This window comes from Pseudomonas proteolytica, from assembly GCF_007858275.1.
In the GTDB taxonomy this organism is placed as follows: Bacteria; Pseudomonadota; Gammaproteobacteria; order Pseudomonadales; family Pseudomonadaceae; genus Aquipseudomonas; species Aquipseudomonas proteolytica.
Window position 1 is genome coordinate 132,977 of the sequence record NZ_VFEV01000008.1, and the last position, 18,544, is coordinate 151,520.

Genomic DNA, 18,544 nt, shown 5'->3' on the forward strand with positions numbered 1-18,544 from the left:
CCGCCGATGGGAATAATTCGCAAAAATAAAGCAACGGCCGCTCAGGCGGGTTCCACCGTGACCCAGTAACGCGTCACATAACGCACATTGACCGCGAGGGATTGGCGCAGGTTTTCAAGGACGGTGTCGGTGTCGTCAATACGAAACGCCCCACTCAGGCGCAGGTCTGCAATTGCCGGTGCACAGCGCAGCACGCCGGCACGATAGCGCCCCAGTTCGGCGAGGAAATCCGCCAGGCGCCAGTCCACTACCGTCAACATGCCCTGGCTCCAGGCGCCTGCACCCGCAGGGGCCGGGGTGATCGGGCCGACCTGCTGGCGATTGAAACCGGACTGCTGCCCGGCATCGAGGCGCACGACTTGCACGGGGTTATCCAAGGGGCGCAACTCCACCGCCTGTTCGATCACACACACATCGGTGCGACCGGGCCCGCAGCGCACGGTGAAACGCGTCCCCAAGGCGCGCACCGTACCCTGGGGTGTCTGCACCACAAACGGCCGGCCCAGGACATCGCTGGCAGTGCGCACCAGAATCTCGCCACGGTGCAGACGGATCGAACGCAACTGCCCGCTGAAGACAATATCCATGGCACTGTCAGTATTCAGGTCAACCTGGCTGCCATCTGACAAGCGCACATGCCGACGCTGGCCGGTGGCGGTGCGTTGATTGGCCATCAGCGCCTGGTAGGGCACCGTCTCAGTGGCCAGCCAACCACCGCCGCCCACGGCCAGCAACACCGCGAGGATTTTCAACACCTCCCGGCGCCGAGCCCGCCCACCGGCGAGCGTGGTCAACGATACATCCGCCGGCAGGCCGGCCCATTGGCTGTGCAGTTTCTCCACCCGGGCCCACGCCCGCGCATGCTCGGGACTTGCCTGCAGCCAGGTGCGCCAGGCCTGACGCTCTGCATCGCAAGGGTTCGTCCCCTTGAGCTGCACGTACCAGATGGCCGCGGCTTCCAGGGTCTGGATATCGAGGGCGGTGCTCATCAATCTTCCGTGAGCAGCAGGCAGCGGGTCATGGCGCGGATCAAGTGCTTTTTGACCGTGGTGACAGACACGCCATAACGCGCGGCGGTCGCCACATAGTTCAAGCCTTCCAGCTGAACCGCGAGAAAAATCTGCCGAGTGCGCTCGCCCAGGCCGTCGAGCAGGGTGTCTACGGCCACCAGGGTTTCGAAGATCAGCAGGCGGGTTTCCGGAGATATCTCCAGGGGTTCGGTGCGCAAAGCCAGGGCTTCCAGATAGGCCTGCTCGAGCGCGCGGCGGCGGAATTTGTCGATCATCAACGCCCTGGCGATGGCACTGAGGTAGGTCCGCGGCTCGCGAATCTGTGTCACGTCCCGGGAGGTCAGCAGGCGCACGAACGTGTCCTGCGCCAGGTCCGCAGCATCGCTGGCATTGCCCATGCGTGCGCGCAACCAGGCTTTGAGCCAGCCATTGTGTTCGCTGTACAACACCTGCAGCGCAGCATGATCGGGTGCGGACATGGGCAGTAAAGACCAATAATTCAATTGATAATGAATCGCATTGTCTTGCCCGCACGGGATTTGCGCAAGATCGATTCTGTTACCCCTCAGCTTTTGACGCTCCTGCATCCCCGCTGTTAGTGTCCGCCCTCCTTCCCCGCAGATATCTGCCAGGTGCGACTTAGCCGCAATGCATCACCCCAGGGACAACAGATCATTCTCAAAATGAACGGAGTTCAGCGCGTGCTTTTCACCCTACGCTTGCAACGCCTTACCAGCCTTTCGGTGATCGCCGCCGCCCTCAGCCTCGGCGCCTGCCACAACGCCAGCAGTCCCGACTTGCCGCCCGCCCCGGAGCTGGGTTCGGGCTATCGCACCGACATGCACGTACGCCACGCCGAGCGCCACATGGCAGCGGCAGCCAACCCGCTGGCGGCCGAAGCCGGGCGAAGCATCCTGCGCCAGGGTGGCTCGGCCATCGATGCGGCCATCGCCATGCAGGCGGTGCTGACGCTGGTGGAGCCGCAGTCCTCGGGGATCGGCGGTGGCGCATTCATCATGCTGTGGGATGGCAAGCAGGTACGGGCCTATGACGGCCGTGAAACCGCACCGGCCAGCGCCACGCCCGATATGCTGCTCAATGCCGACGGCACACCGATGGCGTTTGCCCAGGCGCAGATCGGCGGCCGTTCGGTCGCGACCCCCGGTGTACTGCGCGCGCTGAAGATGGCCCACGAACAAAGCGGCCGCCTGCCCTGGGCGCAATTGTTTGCGCCGGCAATCCAGCTCTCCGAGCAAGGCTTTGCGATTTCTGCGCGCCTGCACAGCCTGATCGCCGCCGACCGCTACATCAGCCAGTCACCGGACATGGCGGCGTACTTCCTCAACGCCGACGGCAGCCCAAAGGCCACTGGCACCCTGTTGAAAAACCCGGCGCTGGCCAATGTATTCAAACGTATCGCCAAGGAAGGGCCCGACGCGCTTTACCACGGCCCGATCGCCGAGGAGATTGCACGCAAGGTCCAGGGCCATCACAACACTGGCCGCCTTGCGCTGAACGATCTCCAGGCCTACCGCGCCAAGGAGCGTGCGCCGCTGTGCACCGACTACAAGCGCTGGCAGGTATGCGGCATGCCGCCGCCGTCTTCGGGTGGGGTGGCCATTGCGCAGATCCTCGGCACCTTGCAGGCCCTCGAAGCCCGCGACCCGCGCTGGGCCCTGGCGCCGCTCAAACCCGTGAAGACCGCGACTGCCGCTGGCCTGGAACCCTTACCCGAGGCGGTGCATTTGATCGCCGAGGCCGATCGCCTGGCCTACGCCGACCGTGCGCAATATGTTGCCGATCAAGACTTCGTCGCCGTGCCGGTCGCGGGCCTCATCGCCCCCGGCTATCTGGCCAGCCGCGCGGCATTGATTGGCGAGCGCAGCATGGGCGTAGCCAAGCCCGGCCAACCGGCGGGGGTTCAGGTGGCTTACGCGCCAGATCGCTCGCCACTGCGTATTTCCACCTCGCAAGTGGTCGCTGTGGATGACCAGGGCGGCGCGGTGTCGATGACCACCACCATCGAAGCCGCGTTCGGCTCCCACGTGATGGTCCAGGGCTTCCTGCTGAATAATCAGATGACGGACTTTTCCTTTATCCCCGAAGAAAACGGCCAACCGGTGGCCAACCGAATCGAGCCGGGCAAACGCCCGCGTTCGTCCATGGCGCCGACCCTGGTGTTCGACCGCCAAAGCGGCGAGCTGCTGGCCACGGTCGGCTCCCCCGGCGGGTCGCAGATCATCGAATACGTGAGCAAATCCCTGGTGGGCATGCTCGACTGGAACCTCGACCCACAAGCCGCCATCAGCCTGCCCAACTTCGGTAGCCGCAACGGCGCGACCGAGCTGGAACGAGGGCTGTTCAGCGCGCAATTGAAAGCGGCACTCAAGGACCGCGGGCACGCCTTGAGCGAGATCGATATGACCAGCGGCACCCAGGCCATCGTGCGAGTGCGCGATGCCCAGGGCAAGGCGACGTGGAGTGGCGGCGCGGATCCACGGCGTGAGGGCGAGGCGCTGGGGGATTGAGAGCCAGCCCCCTAGCCACAGTCCTTGGTACGTCCCTTAGCGGCTGATCTTCAAGCCCTTGCGCGCCGTGTGCCGTTCCAGCGCCAGTTCGATCAGGCGGCTGACCAGTTCGCTGTAGCTCATCCCCGCCGCCTGCCACAACTTGGGGTACATGCTGATGCGGGTGAAGCCGGGCAGTGAGTTGACTTCGTTGATCAGGACTTCACCGTCTTCACACAGGAACACATCCACCCGCGCCAGCCCGGCGCAGCCCAGCACTTCAAACGCCTCGACGGCCAGGGCACGGATGCGCTCGCTGGCCTCGACGCTGATGTCAGCCGGCACCAGCACTTGCGCGGCCTGGTCGTCGATGTATTTGCTGTCGTAGGAATAGAAGCCGTCACGGACCACGATCTCGCCACAACCGCTGGCAACCGGACGCTCATTGCCCAGTACCGCGCATTCGATCTCCCGGCCTTTGACGGCGGATTCCACCAACACTTTTTCATCGAAGCCCAACGCCAGCTCAACAGCGGCCAGATACTCGGCTTCATTAGCGACTTTGCTCACGCCCACGGAGGAGCCTTGGTTGGCCGGCTTGACGAACAGCGGCAAACCGAGCTTTTGCCGTGCCTGGTCGAAGGTTGTGCGCGCCGCGTTGCCACGGTTGAGGGTGATAAAGGGCGCCACGGCAATGCCGGCATCGCGCAGCAGGCGTTTGCTGATGTCCTTGTCCATGCACACCGCCGAGCCCAGCACATCGGACCCCACGAACGGCAGGTCTGCCATGCGCAGCAAACCTTGCAGGCAACCGTCTTCGCCAAGGGTGCCGTGGACAATCGGGAAGATCACATCGACGTGTTCCAGCAGGCCCTGGCCCGAGGTTTCCACCAGTTGCTGGCTGGCCTTGCCTGGCACTACCGCCAGTTCGCGGTTGGACTGGTTGAGGGCGATCAGCGCAGGGTTCTCCTGGTTGAGCAGGAAGTTCGAGGTGTCATTGAGGTGCCAGTGGCCAGCCTTGTCGATGCCAATCAGCACCGGCTCGAAGCGCGTCCGGTCAAGGGCGTCGACGATGTTGCGTGCCGACTGCAACGACACTTCGTGCTCGGCCGAACGGCCACCAAAAATAATCCCTACCCGCAACTGACTCATGACCCGGCCTCACTGTAGAAAGTAAGGCTTATTACCACGGGCCGTCAGCGCTTCGCCACCGTTGCGACCGCGCACAATCGTACAAGACCCCGGCAGACAGCCGCCCCAGACTCAGTTAACGTAACTCCATCCGACATCTTTCGAAAAACATTCCATGGGCAAACTCACCGCGAATATCGACTGGCTACACCGCGCGCCCCATGGCAGCGGCCTGGAGCGGATCGAAGCGTATTTTTCCGGGTTTGGCTTCGACCCTCATCGCCACGATACCTACGCCATTGGCCACACTTTGTTCGGTGTGCAGAGTTTTCACTATCGCGGCAGCCAGACCCACAGCCTGCCAGGCACGACCATGGTGATCCACCCTGATGAGGTCCACGATGGCTGGGCCGGCAGCGATGAGGGCTTCAAGTACCGGATGATTTATGTAGAGCCGGCGCTGATCCAGCAGGTTCTCGGCGGCAAACCGTTGCCTTTTATCCACAACGGGCTGTCCAACGACCCGTGGCTGCACCGGGCCTGCCAGGCCTTTGTGCAGCAACTCGATTGCCCGCTGGACCCGATGCAGGAGCAAGACGCATTGTTCGACCTGGCCCACGCCCTGAACAACGCGTCGGGTATCAGCACCAGCAGCAAGACCTTTGACTACCAGGCCGCCGAGCGGGCCCGGGAATTTATCCACAGCGCCTTGGGGCGCAGTATCACCCTCGATGAGATGGCCGCGCACTGCGGGCGGGATCGCTGGGCCTTGTCGCGGGATTTTCGCCTGTTATTCGGCACCAGCCCCTACCGCTACCTGACCATGCGCCGCCTGGATCTGGTGCGCAACCTGCTGGGCCAGGGCCAGTCACTGGTGGATGCGGCGCTGATCGCCGGTTTCACCGACCAGAGCCACATGACTCGGCAATTTCGCAGCACCTTCGGTATCCCACCGTCACGCTGGGTGAAGATGCTCGGCCGCTAACCTGTAGGAGCGAGCTTGCTCGCGAAAAACCTGAGAACGCCACGTTCATTCAGGATAAACGCAGTGCAGTTAAGCGCTTCGCGTGCAAGCTCGCTCCTACACAAACCCTAAGCCGCCTCCAGAACCGGTCCGGGCCGCGATGACCTCAGTCGCAATGCCACCAGCGCTCCCACCAACGCGATGCCAGCGCTCCACCACAACGCCAACTCGATCCCCTGGGCCTGAGCCGCGCCCGTCGCGCCACCGGCGTTGGCCAGCGACACCAGCACCGCCAACCCCAGTGCCCCGCCGATCTGTTGCGTGGTCGAGGCCATGCCCGCCGCCACGCCCTGTTCTCCCGGCTTGACGCCAAGGCCTGCGGCCACCCACATCGCGGTCCAGGTCATGCCCTGGCCAAGGCTCAAGATAAAGATCCCCGGCAGCAACGACCAGAACCCCACCCCCGTGGGCAACGCCAGGCACACCAGGGCAATCCCCAGCGCCCCCGCCAACTGGCCGCTGACCAGGGTGTTGCGCAAGCCGATCTTGACCAGCGCGCGCTCGGCCAGCCAGATGCCCAGGGTGCACACCAGTGTCGCCGGCAAGAACGCCAGCCCGGCCTGCAGCACGCTGTAGCCGTAGACTTGCTGGTAGTACAGCGCGAGGAAGTAGTACTGCACGCCGAAGCTGCTCATAAAGACAGCGGTCAGCACCATGGCCATGCGCAACTCGCGGTAACCCAGCAGGCGCAGTGGCATCAACGGGTCACGGCCACGGTGCTCGATCCAGGCGAACAGCCCGAGCAAGGCCAGCGCCAGCAACATGCAGCCCAGGGTCGCGGGTGCCGTCCAACCCCATTCAGGCCCCTGCACCAGGGCGAACACCAGCAGGGTGCCGCCGACGGTAACGGTCAACGCGCCACTCACATCAAAACTGCGACCTCGGCTGCGCTCGCCATCGGCGGGGATCCAGTAGCGCGCCGCCAGCGCACAGCCGCCAGCCAAGGGCACGTTGACCAGAAACACCGCCTCCCAGCCCCACCATTGGGTCAGCACGCCGCCCAACAACGCCCCCAACGCCAGCCCGGCGGCCGACGCCGCACTCCACACCGCAAAGGCTCGGTTGCGCTGCGGCCCTTGCGCATAGTGCGTGTTGATCAACGCCAAGGTCGCCGGAAACAGCAGCGCACCGCCCACCCCTTGTACGGCGCGCGCCAGCACCAGCAGCAACGCGCTGCCGCCCAGTACCGCCGCCAACGATGACAGCGCGTACAACGACTGGCCCACCCGGTACATACGGCGTTTGCCCAGCAGGTCCGTGGCCCGGCCGCCGAGCAATAGAAAACCGCCAAACGCCACGGTGTACGCACTGACCACCCACTGCAACTGTTGGGCAGAAAAGCCCAGGTGGCTGCCGATCTGCGGCAAGGCGACAAACACAATGGTCGCGTCCAGGGCGATGATCAGTTGGGCCGTGGCCAGCAACATCAGCATCCAGCCCGAGGGACGACTTGAGGGAATGGCGGGCATCACAACATCCTGTCTAAAAAAGAGTGCGGCCAGTGTCTTTCATGCCCAGCAGATGATAAATAGCCATATCACTCTTTCAGTTATGACTTTAATCATGGATCTGAACGCCGTTCGCTTGCTGGTTCGCGTCGCCGAAACCCGCAGTTTCACCCGCGCCGCCGGGGATCTGGGGCTCACCCAATCAGGTTTGTCGCGCGCCATTTCACGCCTTGAAGCCGAGCTGGGCGTACGCCTGCTGCAACGCAACACCCGCAGCGTCAGCCTGACCCCGGATGGGCAAATGCTGTATGAACGCAGCGCACCGTTGCTGGCCGAGCTGGCCGAAACCGAAAAGCTGCTGCTCGACCGTCGTAGCACGCCTTCGGGTTTACTGAAAATCAGCACTCCCTCGCTGTTCGGGCGCAAAGTGGTGATGCCGGTGATTGGCGAGCTGACCCTACGCTACCCCGAGTTGCGCATCGAAGCGGTGATGACCGACCGCCTCGTGGATATCGTCGATGAGGGTTTCGACGCCCTGCTGCGTACCGGCGAGATCCAGGACCAGCGCCTGATCGCCCGGGCCTTGACGCCCCTGCGCTGGGTGACCGTCGCCTCCCCCGCCTACCTGGCGCGCTTTGGCACCCCGCAAACCGTCGAAGAATTGCACGACCATAGCTGCCTGACCGTGCGCAATCTGCGCAGCGGGCGGATGGTGGACTGGCAGTTCATGCTCGACGGCAAGGTGCGCGATGTCAGCGTCGAAGGGCGGCTGATCTTCGACATTGGCGATGCCCTGGTGGACGGCGCGGTGGGCGGCTTCGGGATTGCCCAGGTGATGGACTTTGCCGTGCGCGACGACCTCGCTGCCGGGCGCCTGGTGCCGATCCTGGAAAGCTTCGCCGGGCGCAGCCGCGCAATATCCCTGGTGTATCCACCCTCGCGCCAATACTCGCCGAAGCTGATCGCCTTTGCCGACGCATTGGCACAGGCGCAATGGTAGGCAGCGCTTGAATCCAGCGGCCCGAGTGTGAGAAGAAAGGATGCGCGGCCACCACCAAGAGGTTTTCCAGGGATGAACCTGACATTGACGCCCCCACAATGGGATGACGTGAACGAGTTACTGGCGTTCGAGCTGGCCAATCGGGACTTTTTCGAAAGTTGGATCAATGCCCGGCCCGAGGCGTACTACAGCGTCGAAGGCGTTCAGCGCGCCATCGAGAGCGCACTGCTGGAGGCCAGCGAAGACCGCGCCTATCAGTATCTGATCCGCGAAAACGGCGTGCTGGTGGGGCGGATCAACTTTACCCAAGTGCGCCGCCGCTACTATCACTCGGCGTCCCTGGGCTACCGCATGGGGGCCCAGTTCACCGGGCGTGGCCTGGCACGACAGGCCGTGGCGCTGGGCCTGCAAAAAGCCTTTGGCGAACATGCCCTCAAGCGCATCGAAGCCACCGTACGCCCGCAGAACCCAGGCTCGCTGCGGGTGTTGCAGCGCAACGGTTTTACCCAGTACGGGCATTCACGCAAGGCGTTCCTGCTCGATGGACAATGGTTCGACCTGCTGCTGTTCGAGGTTCATGCCCCCTGATTGGCCGGCCTTGAGTCTAGGTGGACAACTGGTTGGCAAACTGGCCAACCGCACTGACCACTTTCTGCGCGCCGTCCTGGATCTCGACGATCACCGTGCCCGCCTCTGCCGCCAGCGACAAACCCTGCTCGGCCTGCAACCGGCCATCGGTCATCAGCGCCACGGCATCGCGGGCCATGTCCTGGTTCTGGCGCACCACGCCGACGATTTCTTCCGTGGCTTTGCTGGTACGCGAGGCCAACTGGCGCACTTCATCGGCCACCACCGCAAACCCGCGACCCTGCTCGCCGGCACGGGCCGCTTCAATCGCGGCGTTGAGCGCCAGCAGGTTGGTCTGCTCGGCAATCCCGCTGATGGTCTTGACGATAGTGCCAATCACCTGGGACTGGGCGTTGAGCGCCTCGATGCCCTCGCCGGCCTGTTCCATGTGCTTGGCCAAGTCGCGCATCACCTCCACCGCCTGAGTGACCACAGCGGTACCGCGCTGGGCACTGCTGTCGGTGTGCAATGAGGTGCTGTAGGCAATGTTGGCGGCCTCGGCCACCGCGCGTTCCTGATTGATCTGGTCGGTGATTACCGTGGCGAACTTGACCACTTTGTACAGCCGGTCGTTGGCGTCCAGCACCGGGTTATAGGAGGCTTCCAGCCAGACTTCGCGGCCATGGGCATCCACGCGCTTGAAGCGGCCGGCGACAAACTCACCGCTGTTCAAGCGTTTCCAGAAGGCCTGGTAGTCAGGGCTGTTGTAATCCTGGGGCTCACAGAACATACGGTGATGTTTGCCCTGGATCTGCGCCAGGCTGTAACCCATGCCCTGCAGGAAACGCTCGTTGGCGCCCAGCACATTGCCATTGAGGTCGAACTCGATCACCGCCGTGGAGCGCACCAGCGCGGTGATCAGGTTTTCATGCTCACGGGACGCCTCAATGGTGCGGGTCAGGTCGCTGGAGTACACCGAAAACCGTTTGATGCGCCCGTCCGCGCTCCGCACCGGCTGCACGATGGAGCGCAACCACGCTTCCTTGCCATTGCCGCGCAGCAGGCGCACGGTGCCGGCAAAGTGTTCGCCACGGCTCAAGGCGTTGGCAAAGCGCTGCTGGAATTCGTCGCGCTTCACATGCTCCGGCACAAACCCATGGATGGTATGGCCCAGCAGGTCGCTGGACTTGTAGAACATTTCGTCGAGGAAGTTCTGATTGACCGACTCGATCCGGCCCTCAGGGTCGAGGCTCAATGCCAGCATCTCGCTCTCCAGGCTTTCCTTGACCTGCTGCAGGCTGGACAGTTCTTCGCGAAGAGCGGACAGCTCCTGCTTCAAGCGGGTATTGAACATGGGGAACACCGGAGGGCAGTCATAGTGGATTGTCTAACCATCGGCGCTGCCGGCGTTTTCTGAAGAGGGCGTGAGCCCCCTGATACAATTATTTTTTCAGTGCCTCAACTGCCGTTATTACGGCACAAGCCCAAGACCTGATACTCAAGGGTCTTGAGCTGACCGCTGGAATCTTCATAGGTCATGCGCGAGGGCACGACCTTGCAGGTCCGAACCGGCGGCGTGACACTCACCACCCGGGCGATATCCAGCTTCATCCCGTAGCGATAAGCCTGCACTTCAGGCACAGGCTTGCCCTGCGCGGTGGCATAGCGCGCCATGGCCTCCTGGTTTTTTTGCATCAACTGCGCCATGGCGCGGTCCCCGCCACCTTCGGCCATCGCCCCCATGGACAGAGAAAAAACCACCACGCCCAGGGCTCGTGTCAAATGCTTCATTAAAGTGTCCTCGTCTGATTTCAAGTCGTTGAAAGTTCAGGATCGAGGGTAACTAACGCTTCCTGTCAGGAGCTTCACGGGCGGATTACGTATCCGTCATAAACCGTTGAACTGGCAAAATTGTAATGTGCAGGCCACCTCGGCGTTATCCGCTGTTTGCAACTATGAGCCGGGCTCCCCGCATCAGGGATAGCTCTCCAATAAGAACGCCCCAGGCGACTAAAAAGCTCATAGCTGCCAACACCGAGGAGCGATACATGCGTACTAACCGCACACTTTCCCTTTCCATCATCGCAGCACTGGCCAGCGCAACACCGCTGGCGGGCATGGCCGCAGAAGATAAACCCGAGGGGTTTATCGAAGGCAGTACGCTGAACGTACTGGCGCGCAACTTTTACTTCAATCGCGATGACCGCAAAGGCCAGTCAAGCCCGACCGGAAACGGCTATTCAGAAGCCTGGGCCCAGGGCCTGATCGGCAAGTTCGAATCCGGGTTCACCCAGGGCACCGTGGGGTTCGGCCTGGATGCGTTTGCGATATATGGCCTCAAGCTCGATTCCGGCACCGGGCGCAGCGGCGGCCGGGGCTCATTCGACATGTTGCCGGTAAACAGCGACAACCGTCCCGAAGACGACTACAGCAAGCTCGGCGGTGCAGCAAAAATGCGTTTGCTGGACACGGTGGTCAAAGTCGGCGACGTCTTCCCGCAAACCCCGGTGGTGCACTACGGCGACTCACGCCTGCTGCCGGAAAGCTTTCGTGGTGTGACCCTGGAAAACACCAGCCTGGAAGGCCTGACCTTGCAAGGTGGACGCTTGCACGCCATGAGCCAGCCAACCCAAAGCGGCATGCGTGAGGGTTTTGCGACGTTTTACGCAGGCAATGTGAACGCGCCCTGGGTCGGTTACTTCGGCGGCGACTACCAGGCCAATCAGCATTGGAGCCTGAGCCTCTACAGCAGCCGCCTCAAGGACGCGTGGGATCAGTACTACTTCGGTACAGCGGTCAATTATCCGCTGACGGACGAGGTGGCGATGTTTGCCGGTTTCAACTATTACAACGCCCAGGACGAGGGCAAGCGGTTGCTGGGCAAGCTCAACAACAATATCTGGAGTGCCAAGCTTGGGGTGAAGGTCGGCGCCCATCGCCTGGCGCTGTCCCACCAGCGCAACAACGGCAACGATGACTTCGATTACCTGCGCCAGTCCGACTCGATCTTCCTCGACAATTCGATCCAATACAGCGACTTCAACTCGCCCAAGGAACGTTCGTGGGCCTTGCGGTATGACCTGGACATGCAGACCCTGGGCATCCCCGGCCTGTCGTTCATGACCCGCTATGGCAAGGGCACTGGCGCTGACTACAGCAACGCCAACTCGGTGTATATGCGTCGCGACGCCTTGGGTGACCCACTCACCGACCAGCGCCGCTGGGAGCGCGATATCGAGGCCAAGTACGTGTTCCAGGGCGGCAGCCTGAAAGACCTGTCGATACGCATTCGCCAGGCGACGGTACGCTCGAGCGCCTTTGAATCGGACCTGGAAGAATTGCGGCTGATCATGGAATACCCGCTGGCCATCCTCTGATAACACTCAACGGCAAGTGCTTACATTCACTTGCCGTTGACTAGCACTTCTTCACAATTTGCAGCCTGTCAGAACTGTAATATGCGCCTCACGTTCTTGTTAAGTTGCCCTTCATATACTGCCTGCCTCGACCGACCGCGAACTAACGGCACGGGTCTTTTGCGGAGAAAGTTAATGAAGCCACTGCACATTTTATTCAGCGTTTTAATCAGTGCTGCCTCCACCGCAGCCCTGGCCGATGACGGCGGTGATCGCTCCCGCCAGTGGCTGGCCGAGTTTCGCCAGCAGCAGCAACAGATCCACGGCAGCCAAGCCGTGGCCGAGCAAAATCCAGCGCCCTCGGATACATCGGCCCCCACGGCCATCTGAGCGGCGCACCCCGAGCACATTCATCTCTTGAAGCTTTTTTTGTGGAGCTCCTTTGGAAGGAGATGAATTTTTAGCGCCCTCACGGGCGCTTTTTTTTGCCCGCTCGACGCCATCCAACGCCGCCCTTGACCCTGAAGCTACTTCAAGGCTCAGAATTTTCCTACTTTGTGGACTACAGCCGTTATCCCGTGTAGCTCCCGTCGCCTATTCGCTTATCAGTAAGAGGTCAATCTGCATGCGTATCCTTGTGGTTGAGGACGAGCCAAAAACTGCCGACTACTTGCATCAAGGCTTGAGTGAGAGTGGTTATGTCGTCGATTGCGCCGCCAGCGGCATCGACGGCCTGCACCTGGCCGGCCAGCACCGCTATGAACTGGTGATCCTCGACGTCAACCTGCCCGGCCAGGACGGCTGGCAGGTGCTGCAACAGTTGCGCCGCGACAACACCTTGCGGGTGATGATGCTCACCGCCCGTGGCCGCCTGGCCGATAAGATCAAAGGCCTGGACATGGGCGCCGATGACTATCTGGTAAAGCCTTTCGAATTTCCCGAGTTGCTGGCCAGGGTGCGCTCGTTGCTGCGGCGCAGTGAGCCGATTGCGTTGCCGGAAATATTGCGCGTCGCCGACCTGGAGCTGGACCCACGTCGCCACCGGGCATACCGGGGTACGCGGCGCATTGACCTGACCACCAAGGAGTTCGCGCTGTTGCAGGTATTGATGCGCCAGAGTGGCGAGGTGCTGACGCGCACACAGATTATCTCGCTGGTCTGGGACATGAACTTCGACTGCGACACCAATGTGGTAGAGGTCTCGATCAGCCGGCTGCGGGCCAAGGTCGATGACCAGAGCGAGGTCAAGTTGATCCACACCATTCGTGGCGTGGGCTACGTACTGGAAACACGCCAATGAGAACCGGCAGTCTATCCATGCGCCTGGGGCTCACCGTCAGCCTGATGGGCGCCGGCCTGGTGCTGTTGCTGGCGAGCCTGGCGTACCTGGCCCTCACCCATGAGCTGGAAAACCTCGCGCGCAAGGGCCTGGAAAGCAAGATGGAGCAGATCCAGCACAGCCTGCTGCAAGACCTCAACACCCGCGACATCAGTGCCCGGCCCCATTCACTGCTGGACCTGGTGATGGGCCATGACAACTTCTACCTGACCATCATCGGCCCCGCGCCCGCCAATGCGGTGTTGCTGAGCGTCGGTGCCAGGCCCCAGGAGCCCTTGCTGCTGGACTTTGCCGCGAGGCAAACCCTGGGGTTTCTGAACTGGACCGATGGCCGTGATAACCAGATCCTCAGCGCATCGAGCCTGATGCGCCTGCACACCGGGGAGAACGTGCGGGTGTTGCTGTCCCTGGATCGTTCCGACGATCAGGCACTGCTCAGTGCCTACCTGCAATCCACGGTCATCGCCCTGCCGCTGTTGTTGATCCTGATTGGTATGGGTGCGTGGTGGCTGGTGCAGCGCGGGCTCGCCCCATTGCAGCAATTCAGCCGCGTCGCCGCCAAAGTCACTACCCAGGACCTGAGCCATCGCCTGGCCGTCGACAACCTGCCCAGGGAACTCAACGAACTGGCGCGGGGCATCAACGTGATGCTCGATCGGCTGGATGCCGGAGTACAGCAACTGTCGCAATTCTCCGACGACCTGGCCCACGAACTGCGCGCGCCCTTGACCAACCTGATGGGCAAGGCCCAGGTGACCTTGTCCCGTGCCCGGGCGCCCGACGAGTACAAATCGGCGTTGGAGTCCAGCACCGAAGAACTGGACCGCTTGGCGCGGATCGTCGCCGACATGCTATTTCTGGCCCAGGTCAGCCATCCGGCGGCGCGGGCTTCGTTTACCGCAGTGAACCTGCGCGATGAAGCGCTACGGGTCATGGAGCTATTTGCGTTGAGCGCCGAAGACAAAGCGTTGAAGCTGAGCCAGGCGGGCGACGCCTGGGTCCTGGGTGATCGGCTGATGGTTCAACGGGCCATTTCCAACCTGCTGTCCAACGCAATCCGCCATAGCCCGCACGGCTCTAGAATTTCATTGCAGGTCGACACCCATCACCAGCGTGTATCGCTGACCGTCAGCAACCCGGGCACGGGAATTGAAGCGCAACACCTGCCGCACCTGTTCGAGCGTTTTTACCGCGCCGACAACAGCCGCGCCCGCACCGAAGGCGGCACCGGGCTGGGGCTGGCGATCGTGCGCTCGATCATGAGCCTGCACCAGGGCCAGGCCGAGGCCAACTGCGTGCCGGGCGACGTGACCCAGTTCCGGCTGATATTCCCCACCCTGTCCGCCACCCCGCAAGTCCCGTAGCTATCGACTCCCTTGCCACACTCACCAGCCTTATTGCCGCAAACGGGCTTGCTATGGCAAGCAGGTTCGTTGTGGAGAACGGTCTTGTCGTGGCGAGCGGCCTTGTCGTGGCGAGCGGGCTTGCCCCGCGCTGGGCTGCGCAGCAGCCCCAACAAACCCACCCCAGTTACCCCAGGCACACCGAGCAATCAGGTTCTAGGGCGGCTTCGCCACCCAACGGGGGAAGCCCCCTCTCCACAACAAGTCCCCCCTCCACATTTCCCGCGCCAGCCACCCCACTGTGGCGAGCGGGCTTGCCCCGCGCTGGGCTGCGCAGCAGCCCCAACAAACCCACCCCAGTTACCCCTGACACACCGAGCAAGCAGGTTTTAGGGCGGCTTCGCCACCCAACGGGGGACAAGCCCCCTCTCCACAACAAGCCCCCTCTCCACAATAAGTCCCCCCTCCACATTTCCCGCCCCAACCACCCCACTGTGGCGAGCGGGCTTGCCCCGCGCTGGGCTGCGCAGCAGCCCCAACAAACCCACCCCACTTACCCCAGGCACACCGCGCAAGCAGGTTTTAGGGCGGCTTCGCCACCCAACGGGGGACAAGCCCCCTCTCCACAACAAGCCCCCTCTCCACCGTAAGCCCGTCCAGCGCGAGGTCAGGATGCTACCGGCTCTTCATCGCGCCGATGGGCCCAGTGGTAAAGCGCTGGCAGTACCAGCAAGGTCAACAAGGTCGACGAGATAATCCCGCCAATCACCACCGTCGCCAGCGGCCGCTGTACTTCAGCGCCGGTGCCGGTGGCCAGGGCCATGGGGATGAAGCCGAGGGACGCCACCAACGCCGTCATCAACACCGGGCGCAAGCGGGTCAAGGCTCCCTCGTTGATCGCCACCGACAACGAACGCCCCTCCTCACGCAGGTTGCGGATAAACGCAATCATCACCAGGCCATTGAGCACCGCCCCCCCCGACAACGCGATAAACCCCACCCCGGCAGAAATCGACAACGGAATATCGCGCAACCACAGCGCCATGATCCCACCGGTCAACGCAAAGGGAATGCCGGTGAATACCAGCAGCCCATCCTTGAGGTTGTTGAACATCATGAACAACAAGCCGAACACCAGCAGCAACGCCACCGGGACCACGATCTGCAAGCGCTCGGAGGCTTCCTTGAGCTGTTCGAACTGGCCGCCCCAGGTTGTCCAGTAGCCGGCGGGGATCTTTACCTGCTCTGCCATCACCCGTTCGGCCTCGGCGACAAACGAACCAATGTCCCGCCCGCGTACGTTGGCACTGACAATCACCAGCCGCTTGCCGTTTTCGCGGCTGATCTGGTTCGGGCCCAACACCAGGTCCAGGCTGGCCACTTGCGACAGGGCGATAAAGCTCAGTTGCCCCGTGGTATTGCCGGCCAGCGCGGGGATCGGGATCAGTAGCCGCGACAAGCCTTCAATATCGGTGCGCAGGGTTTCCGACAAACGCACCACCATGTCAAAACGCCGGTCGCCTTCGTACATCGTGCCGGCCTGGCGCCCGCCCACGGCGACGGCGATGGTGTCTTGCACATCACCCACATTCAGGCCAAAGCGTGCGGCCTTGTCACGGTCGATGTTGATGGTCAGCACCGGCAGGCCGGAGGTCTGTTCCACCTTCACTTCCGAGGCGCCATCAAGCTTGCGCAAGGTTTCGGCAATTTCCCCGGCAGTGTTGTTCAGCACATCCCGATCATCGCCAAATACCTTCACCGCCACATCACTGCGCACCCCGGAAATCAGCTCGTTGAAACGCAGTTGGATCGGTTGCGACAACTCGTACTGGCTGCCCGGCACAATCGCACTGGCGCGCTGGATATCGGCGATCAGCGCTTCGCGGGACTTTTTCGGATCCGGCCACTGCTCCTTGGGCTTGAGCATCAAGTAGGCGTCGGAAATATTCGGCGGCATCGGGTCGGAGGCAATTTCTGCAGTGCCAGTACGGGCAAATACCCGCTGGATTTCCGGCACCTGCGCCATCAAGGTTTTTTCCAGTTGCTGCTGCATCTGCACCGATTGCGTGAGGCTGGTGCCCGGAACGCGCAAGGCTTGCAGGGCGAAGTCACCTTCGCTGAGGCTGGGGATAAATTCGCTGCCCATGCGGCTGGCCACGGCGCCAGACATCACGATGGTCAACAGCGCCAGGCCGAACGCCCAGCTACGGTGCGCCATCACCCAATCCAGCACCGGCGCATAACCACGGCGCGCGTTGCGCATCACCCAGTTTTCGTCCTCCTTGACCTTGCCGGTGACGAACAGCGCAATCGCCGCCGGGACGAAAGTCACCGACAGAATCATCGCGCCCAGCAAGGCCATGACCACGGTGAACGCCATGGGATGGAACATTTTCCCGGCCACCCCGGTCAGGGCGAAGATCGGCAGGTACACCACCATGATGATCAGTTGCCCGAAGATCAGCGCGCGGCGCGCTTCTTTGGCAGCGGCGAACACTTCGTGCAGGCGCTCACTGCGGGTCAGCAGGCGGCCGTGGCGTTGCTGCGCATGGGCCAGGCGGCGGATGGCGTTCTCGACGATCACCACCGCGCCATCGACGATAATCCCGAAATCCAAGGCCCCCAGGCTCATCAGGTTGGCGCTGACCTTGTTAGTGAACATCCCGGTAAAGGTGAACAACATGGCCAGCGGGATCACCATCGCGGTGATCAACGCCGCGCGGATGTTGCCCAGGAACAGGAACAGAATCACGATGACCAGCAGCGCACCTTCGAAGAGGTTTTTCTTCACGGTGGCGATGGCTTTTTCCACCAGGTTGGTGCGGTCATAGACCGTGACCGCGACCACGCCTTCGGGCAGCGAACGGTTGATCTCTTCGAGTTTTTTCGCCACCGCCCGGGACACACTGCGGCTGTTTTCGCCGATCAACATGAACACCGTGCCGAGTACCACTTCACGGCCATTTTCGGTGGCCGCGCCGGTGCGCAACTCGCGACCGATATCGACCTGGGCCACATTGCGCACGCGGATCGGCGTGCCGTCGACGGTGTTGATCACGATGTTGGCGATGTCATCGATGGACGCCACCTGCCCCGGCGCGCGGATCAGCAATTGCTCGCCGCTGCGCTCGATGTAACCGGCGCCGACGTTGGCGTTGTTGCGTTCAAGCGCCGTCACCAGGTCGCTCAAGGTCAGGTTGTAGGCGGCCAGGCGCTTGGGGTCCGGGGCGATCTGGTATTCCTTGGCGAAGCCGCCAATCGTGTTGATCTCGGCCACGCCAGGCACGTTGCGCAACTGCGGTTTGATGATCCAGTCCTGGATCACCCGCAGGTCCGTCGGCGTATAAGCCAAGCCGTCTTCCTTGCGCGCGCCCTCCTCGGCCTCCACGGTCCACAGGAAGATTTCCCCAAGGCCAGTGGAAATCGGCCCCATCGCGGTTTCAATACCGTCCGGCAATTGTTCGCGGGCCACCTGCAAACGCTCGTTGACCAGTTGCCGGGCGAAGAACAGATCGGTGCCATCCTTGAAGATCACCGTGACCTGAGACAGCCCCGAACGCGACAGCGAACGGGTCTGCTGCAAGCCCGGCAAACCGGCCATGGCGGTTTCAATGGGAAAGGTGATGCGCTGTTCGGTTTCCAGCGGTGAAAAGCCGGGCGCCGCCGAGTTGATCTGCACCTGGACGTTGGTGATGTCCGGTACCGCGTCGATCGGCAGTTTCTGGTAGCTGGCGATGCCGACAACGGCCATCAACAACACCGCCAGCAACACGATGATGCGCTGCTCGATGGCAAATTGAATCAGACGTTCAAACATGG

General features: G+C 62.3%; 15 protein-coding genes and 1 pseudogene. 8 read left to right on the forward strand and 8 right to left on the reverse strand.

Translation table 11 applies throughout. The features are described 5' to 3' along the window. Positions 1–41: 41 nt before the first annotated feature. Together FIV38_RS08195 and FIV38_RS08200 are read right to left on the reverse strand one after the other, a co-directional pair. On the reverse strand, positions 42–989 hold the full coding sequence (locus FIV38_RS08195; protein WP_092233462.1) for a FecR domain-containing protein: 948 nt from the start codon (positions 987–989) through the stop codon (positions 42–44). Further along, positions 989–1,489: a sigma-70 family RNA polymerase sigma factor gene (locus FIV38_RS08200; protein WP_092233459.1), complete on the reverse strand. Its 501-nt coding sequence runs from the start codon at positions 1,487–1,489 to the stop codon at positions 989–991. The genes FIV38_RS08195 and FIV38_RS08200 overlap by 1 nt, the downstream gene beginning before the upstream one ends. Before the next feature lie 204 nt (positions 1,490–1,693). Between FIV38_RS08200 and ggt the strand changes: the two genes are divergently transcribed. Beyond that, positions 1,694–3,538: a gamma-glutamyltransferase gene (gene ggt / locus FIV38_RS08205; RefSeq protein WP_092233456.1), complete on the forward strand. Its 1,845-nt coding sequence runs from the start codon at positions 1,694–1,696 to the stop codon at positions 3,536–3,538. Between the two features lie 36 nt (positions 3,539–3,574). Here the strand turns inward: ggt and ddlA are convergent, their stop codons facing one another. Further along, positions 3,575–4,669 carry a D-alanine--D-alanine ligase gene (gene ddlA / locus FIV38_RS08210; protein WP_092233453.1) on the reverse strand — a complete coding sequence of 365 codons (1,095 nt, stop codon included), beginning with the start codon at positions 4,667–4,669 and terminating at the stop codon, positions 3,575–3,577. Positions 4,670–4,823: 154 nt separating this feature from the next. Between ddlA and FIV38_RS08215 the strand changes: the two genes are divergently transcribed. Continuing rightward, positions 4,824–5,633 carry an AraC family transcriptional regulator gene (locus FIV38_RS08215; RefSeq protein ID WP_092233450.1) on the forward strand — a complete coding sequence of 270 codons (810 nt, stop codon included), beginning with the start codon at positions 4,824–4,826 and terminating at the stop codon, positions 5,631–5,633. A gap of 107 nt (positions 5,634–5,740) precedes the next feature. On the opposite strand, the gene FIV38_RS08220 is transcribed toward FIV38_RS08215, so the two are convergent. Beyond that, the gene (locus FIV38_RS08220) at positions 5,741–7,105 is read right to left on the reverse strand and encodes an MFS transporter (RefSeq protein ID WP_371128938.1); all 1,365 of its coding nucleotides are present in this window, start codon (positions 7,103–7,105) and stop codon (positions 5,741–5,743) included. A gap of 130 nt (positions 7,106–7,235) precedes the next feature. On the opposite strand from FIV38_RS08220, the gene FIV38_RS08225 reads away from it, so the two are divergent. Both FIV38_RS08225 and FIV38_RS08230 read left to right on the forward strand, forming a co-directional pair. Next, positions 7,236–8,120: a LysR family transcriptional regulator gene (locus FIV38_RS08225; protein WP_092233447.1), complete on the forward strand. Its 885-nt coding sequence runs from the start codon at positions 7,236–7,238 to the stop codon at positions 8,118–8,120. Between the two features lie 72 nt (positions 8,121–8,192). Continuing rightward, positions 8,193–8,708: a GNAT family N-acetyltransferase gene (locus FIV38_RS08230; RefSeq protein WP_029295784.1), complete on the forward strand. Its 516-nt coding sequence runs from the start codon at positions 8,193–8,195 to the stop codon at positions 8,706–8,708. 16 nt (positions 8,709–8,724) lie between these two features. On the opposite strand, the gene FIV38_RS30870 is transcribed toward FIV38_RS08230, so the two are convergent. The 3 genes and pseudogenes from FIV38_RS30870 to FIV38_RS08240 form a co-directional block, all read right to left on the reverse strand. Then, positions 8,725–9,156, reverse strand: a complete 432-nt coding sequence (locus tag FIV38_RS30870) for a methyl-accepting chemotaxis protein (RefSeq protein WP_405045210.1) — start codon at positions 9,154–9,156, stop codon at positions 8,725–8,727. 108 nt (positions 9,157–9,264) lie between these two features. Continuing rightward, a pseudogene (locus tag FIV38_RS30875) lies at positions 9,265–10,041 on the reverse strand (PAS domain-containing protein); the annotation flags it as partial. Between the two features lie 104 nt (positions 10,042–10,145). Further along, positions 10,146–10,478 (reverse strand): DUF2790 domain-containing protein, encoded by a 333-nt coding sequence (locus FIV38_RS08240; RefSeq protein ID WP_092233441.1) that lies wholly within the window; start codon positions 10,476–10,478, stop codon positions 10,146–10,148. Positions 10,479–10,735: 257 nt separating this feature from the next. On the opposite strand from FIV38_RS08240, the gene FIV38_RS08245 reads away from it, so the two are divergent. From FIV38_RS08245 to FIV38_RS08260, 4 genes are all read left to right on the forward strand, one after another. Next, positions 10,736–12,064, forward strand: coding sequence for an OprD family porin (locus tag FIV38_RS08245; protein WP_092233438.1), 1,329 nt, complete (start codon positions 10,736–10,738; stop codon positions 12,062–12,064). Positions 12,065–12,238: 174 nt separating this feature from the next. Continuing rightward, positions 12,239–12,433, forward strand: coding sequence for a DUF2790 domain-containing protein (locus tag FIV38_RS08250; protein ID WP_029295793.1), 195 nt, complete (start codon positions 12,239–12,241; stop codon positions 12,431–12,433). Between the two features lie 235 nt (positions 12,434–12,668). Further along, positions 12,669–13,343 carry a heavy metal response regulator transcription factor gene (locus FIV38_RS08255; RefSeq protein ID WP_029295795.1) on the forward strand — a complete coding sequence of 225 codons (675 nt, stop codon included), beginning with the start codon at positions 12,669–12,671 and terminating at the stop codon, positions 13,341–13,343. Next, positions 13,340–14,746 carry a heavy metal sensor histidine kinase gene (locus FIV38_RS08260; protein WP_092233435.1) on the forward strand — a complete coding sequence of 469 codons (1,407 nt, stop codon included), beginning with the start codon at positions 13,340–13,342 and terminating at the stop codon, positions 14,744–14,746. Before FIV38_RS08255 ends, FIV38_RS08260 begins: the two co-directional genes overlap by 4 nt. 646 nt (positions 14,747–15,392) lie before the next feature. On the opposite strand, the gene FIV38_RS08265 is transcribed toward FIV38_RS08260, so the two are convergent. After that, entirely contained in the window at positions 15,393–18,542 is a 3,150-nt protein-coding gene (locus tag FIV38_RS08265; protein ID WP_092233432.1) for a CusA/CzcA family heavy metal efflux RND transporter, read from the reverse strand. Positions 18,543–18,544: the final 2 nt, after the last annotated feature.

Bases quoted from the DNA above. Each gene is read 5' to 3' on its own strand.
- FIV38_RS08195 (WP_092233462.1), bottom strand. From the start codon at position 989: ATGAGCACCGCCCTCGATATCCAGACCCTGGAAGCCGCGGCCATCTGG.
- FIV38_RS08200 (WP_092233459.1), bottom strand. From the start codon at position 1,489: ATGTCCGCACCCGATCATGCTGCGCTGCAGGTGTTGTACAGCGAACAC.
- ggt (WP_092233456.1), top strand. From the start codon at position 1,694: ATGAACGGAGTTCAGCGCGTGCTTTTCACCCTACGCTTGCAACGCCTT.
- ddlA (WP_092233453.1), bottom strand. From the start codon at position 4,669: ATGAGTCAGTTGCGGGTAGGGATTATTTTTGGTGGCCGTTCGGCCGAG.
- FIV38_RS08215 (WP_092233450.1), top strand. From the start codon at position 4,824: ATGGGCAAACTCACCGCGAATATCGACTGGCTACACCGCGCGCCCCAT.
- FIV38_RS08220 (WP_371128938.1), bottom strand. From the start codon at position 7,105: ATGCTGATGTTGCTGGCCACGGCCCAACTGATCATCGCCCTGGACGCG.
- FIV38_RS08225 (WP_092233447.1), top strand. From the start codon at position 7,236: ATGGATCTGAACGCCGTTCGCTTGCTGGTTCGCGTCGCCGAAACCCGC.
- FIV38_RS08230 (WP_029295784.1), top strand. From the start codon at position 8,193: ATGAACCTGACATTGACGCCCCCACAATGGGATGACGTGAACGAGTTA.
- FIV38_RS30870 (WP_405045210.1), bottom strand. From the start codon at position 9,156: ATGCGCGACTTGGCCAAGCACATGGAACAGGCCGGCGAGGGCATCGAG.
- FIV38_RS08240 (WP_092233441.1), bottom strand. From the start codon at position 10,478: ATGAAGCATTTGACACGAGCCCTGGGCGTGGTGGTTTTTTCTCTGTCC.
- FIV38_RS08245 (WP_092233438.1), top strand. From the start codon at position 10,736: ATGCGTACTAACCGCACACTTTCCCTTTCCATCATCGCAGCACTGGCC.
- FIV38_RS08250 (WP_029295793.1), top strand. From the start codon at position 12,239: ATGAAGCCACTGCACATTTTATTCAGCGTTTTAATCAGTGCTGCCTCC.
- FIV38_RS08255 (WP_029295795.1), top strand. From the start codon at position 12,669: ATGCGTATCCTTGTGGTTGAGGACGAGCCAAAAACTGCCGACTACTTG.
- FIV38_RS08260 (WP_092233435.1), top strand. From the start codon at position 13,340: ATGAGAACCGGCAGTCTATCCATGCGCCTGGGGCTCACCGTCAGCCTG.
- FIV38_RS08265 (WP_092233432.1), bottom strand. From the start codon at position 18,542: ATGTTTGAACGTCTGATTCAATTTGCCATCGAGCAGCGCATCATCGTG.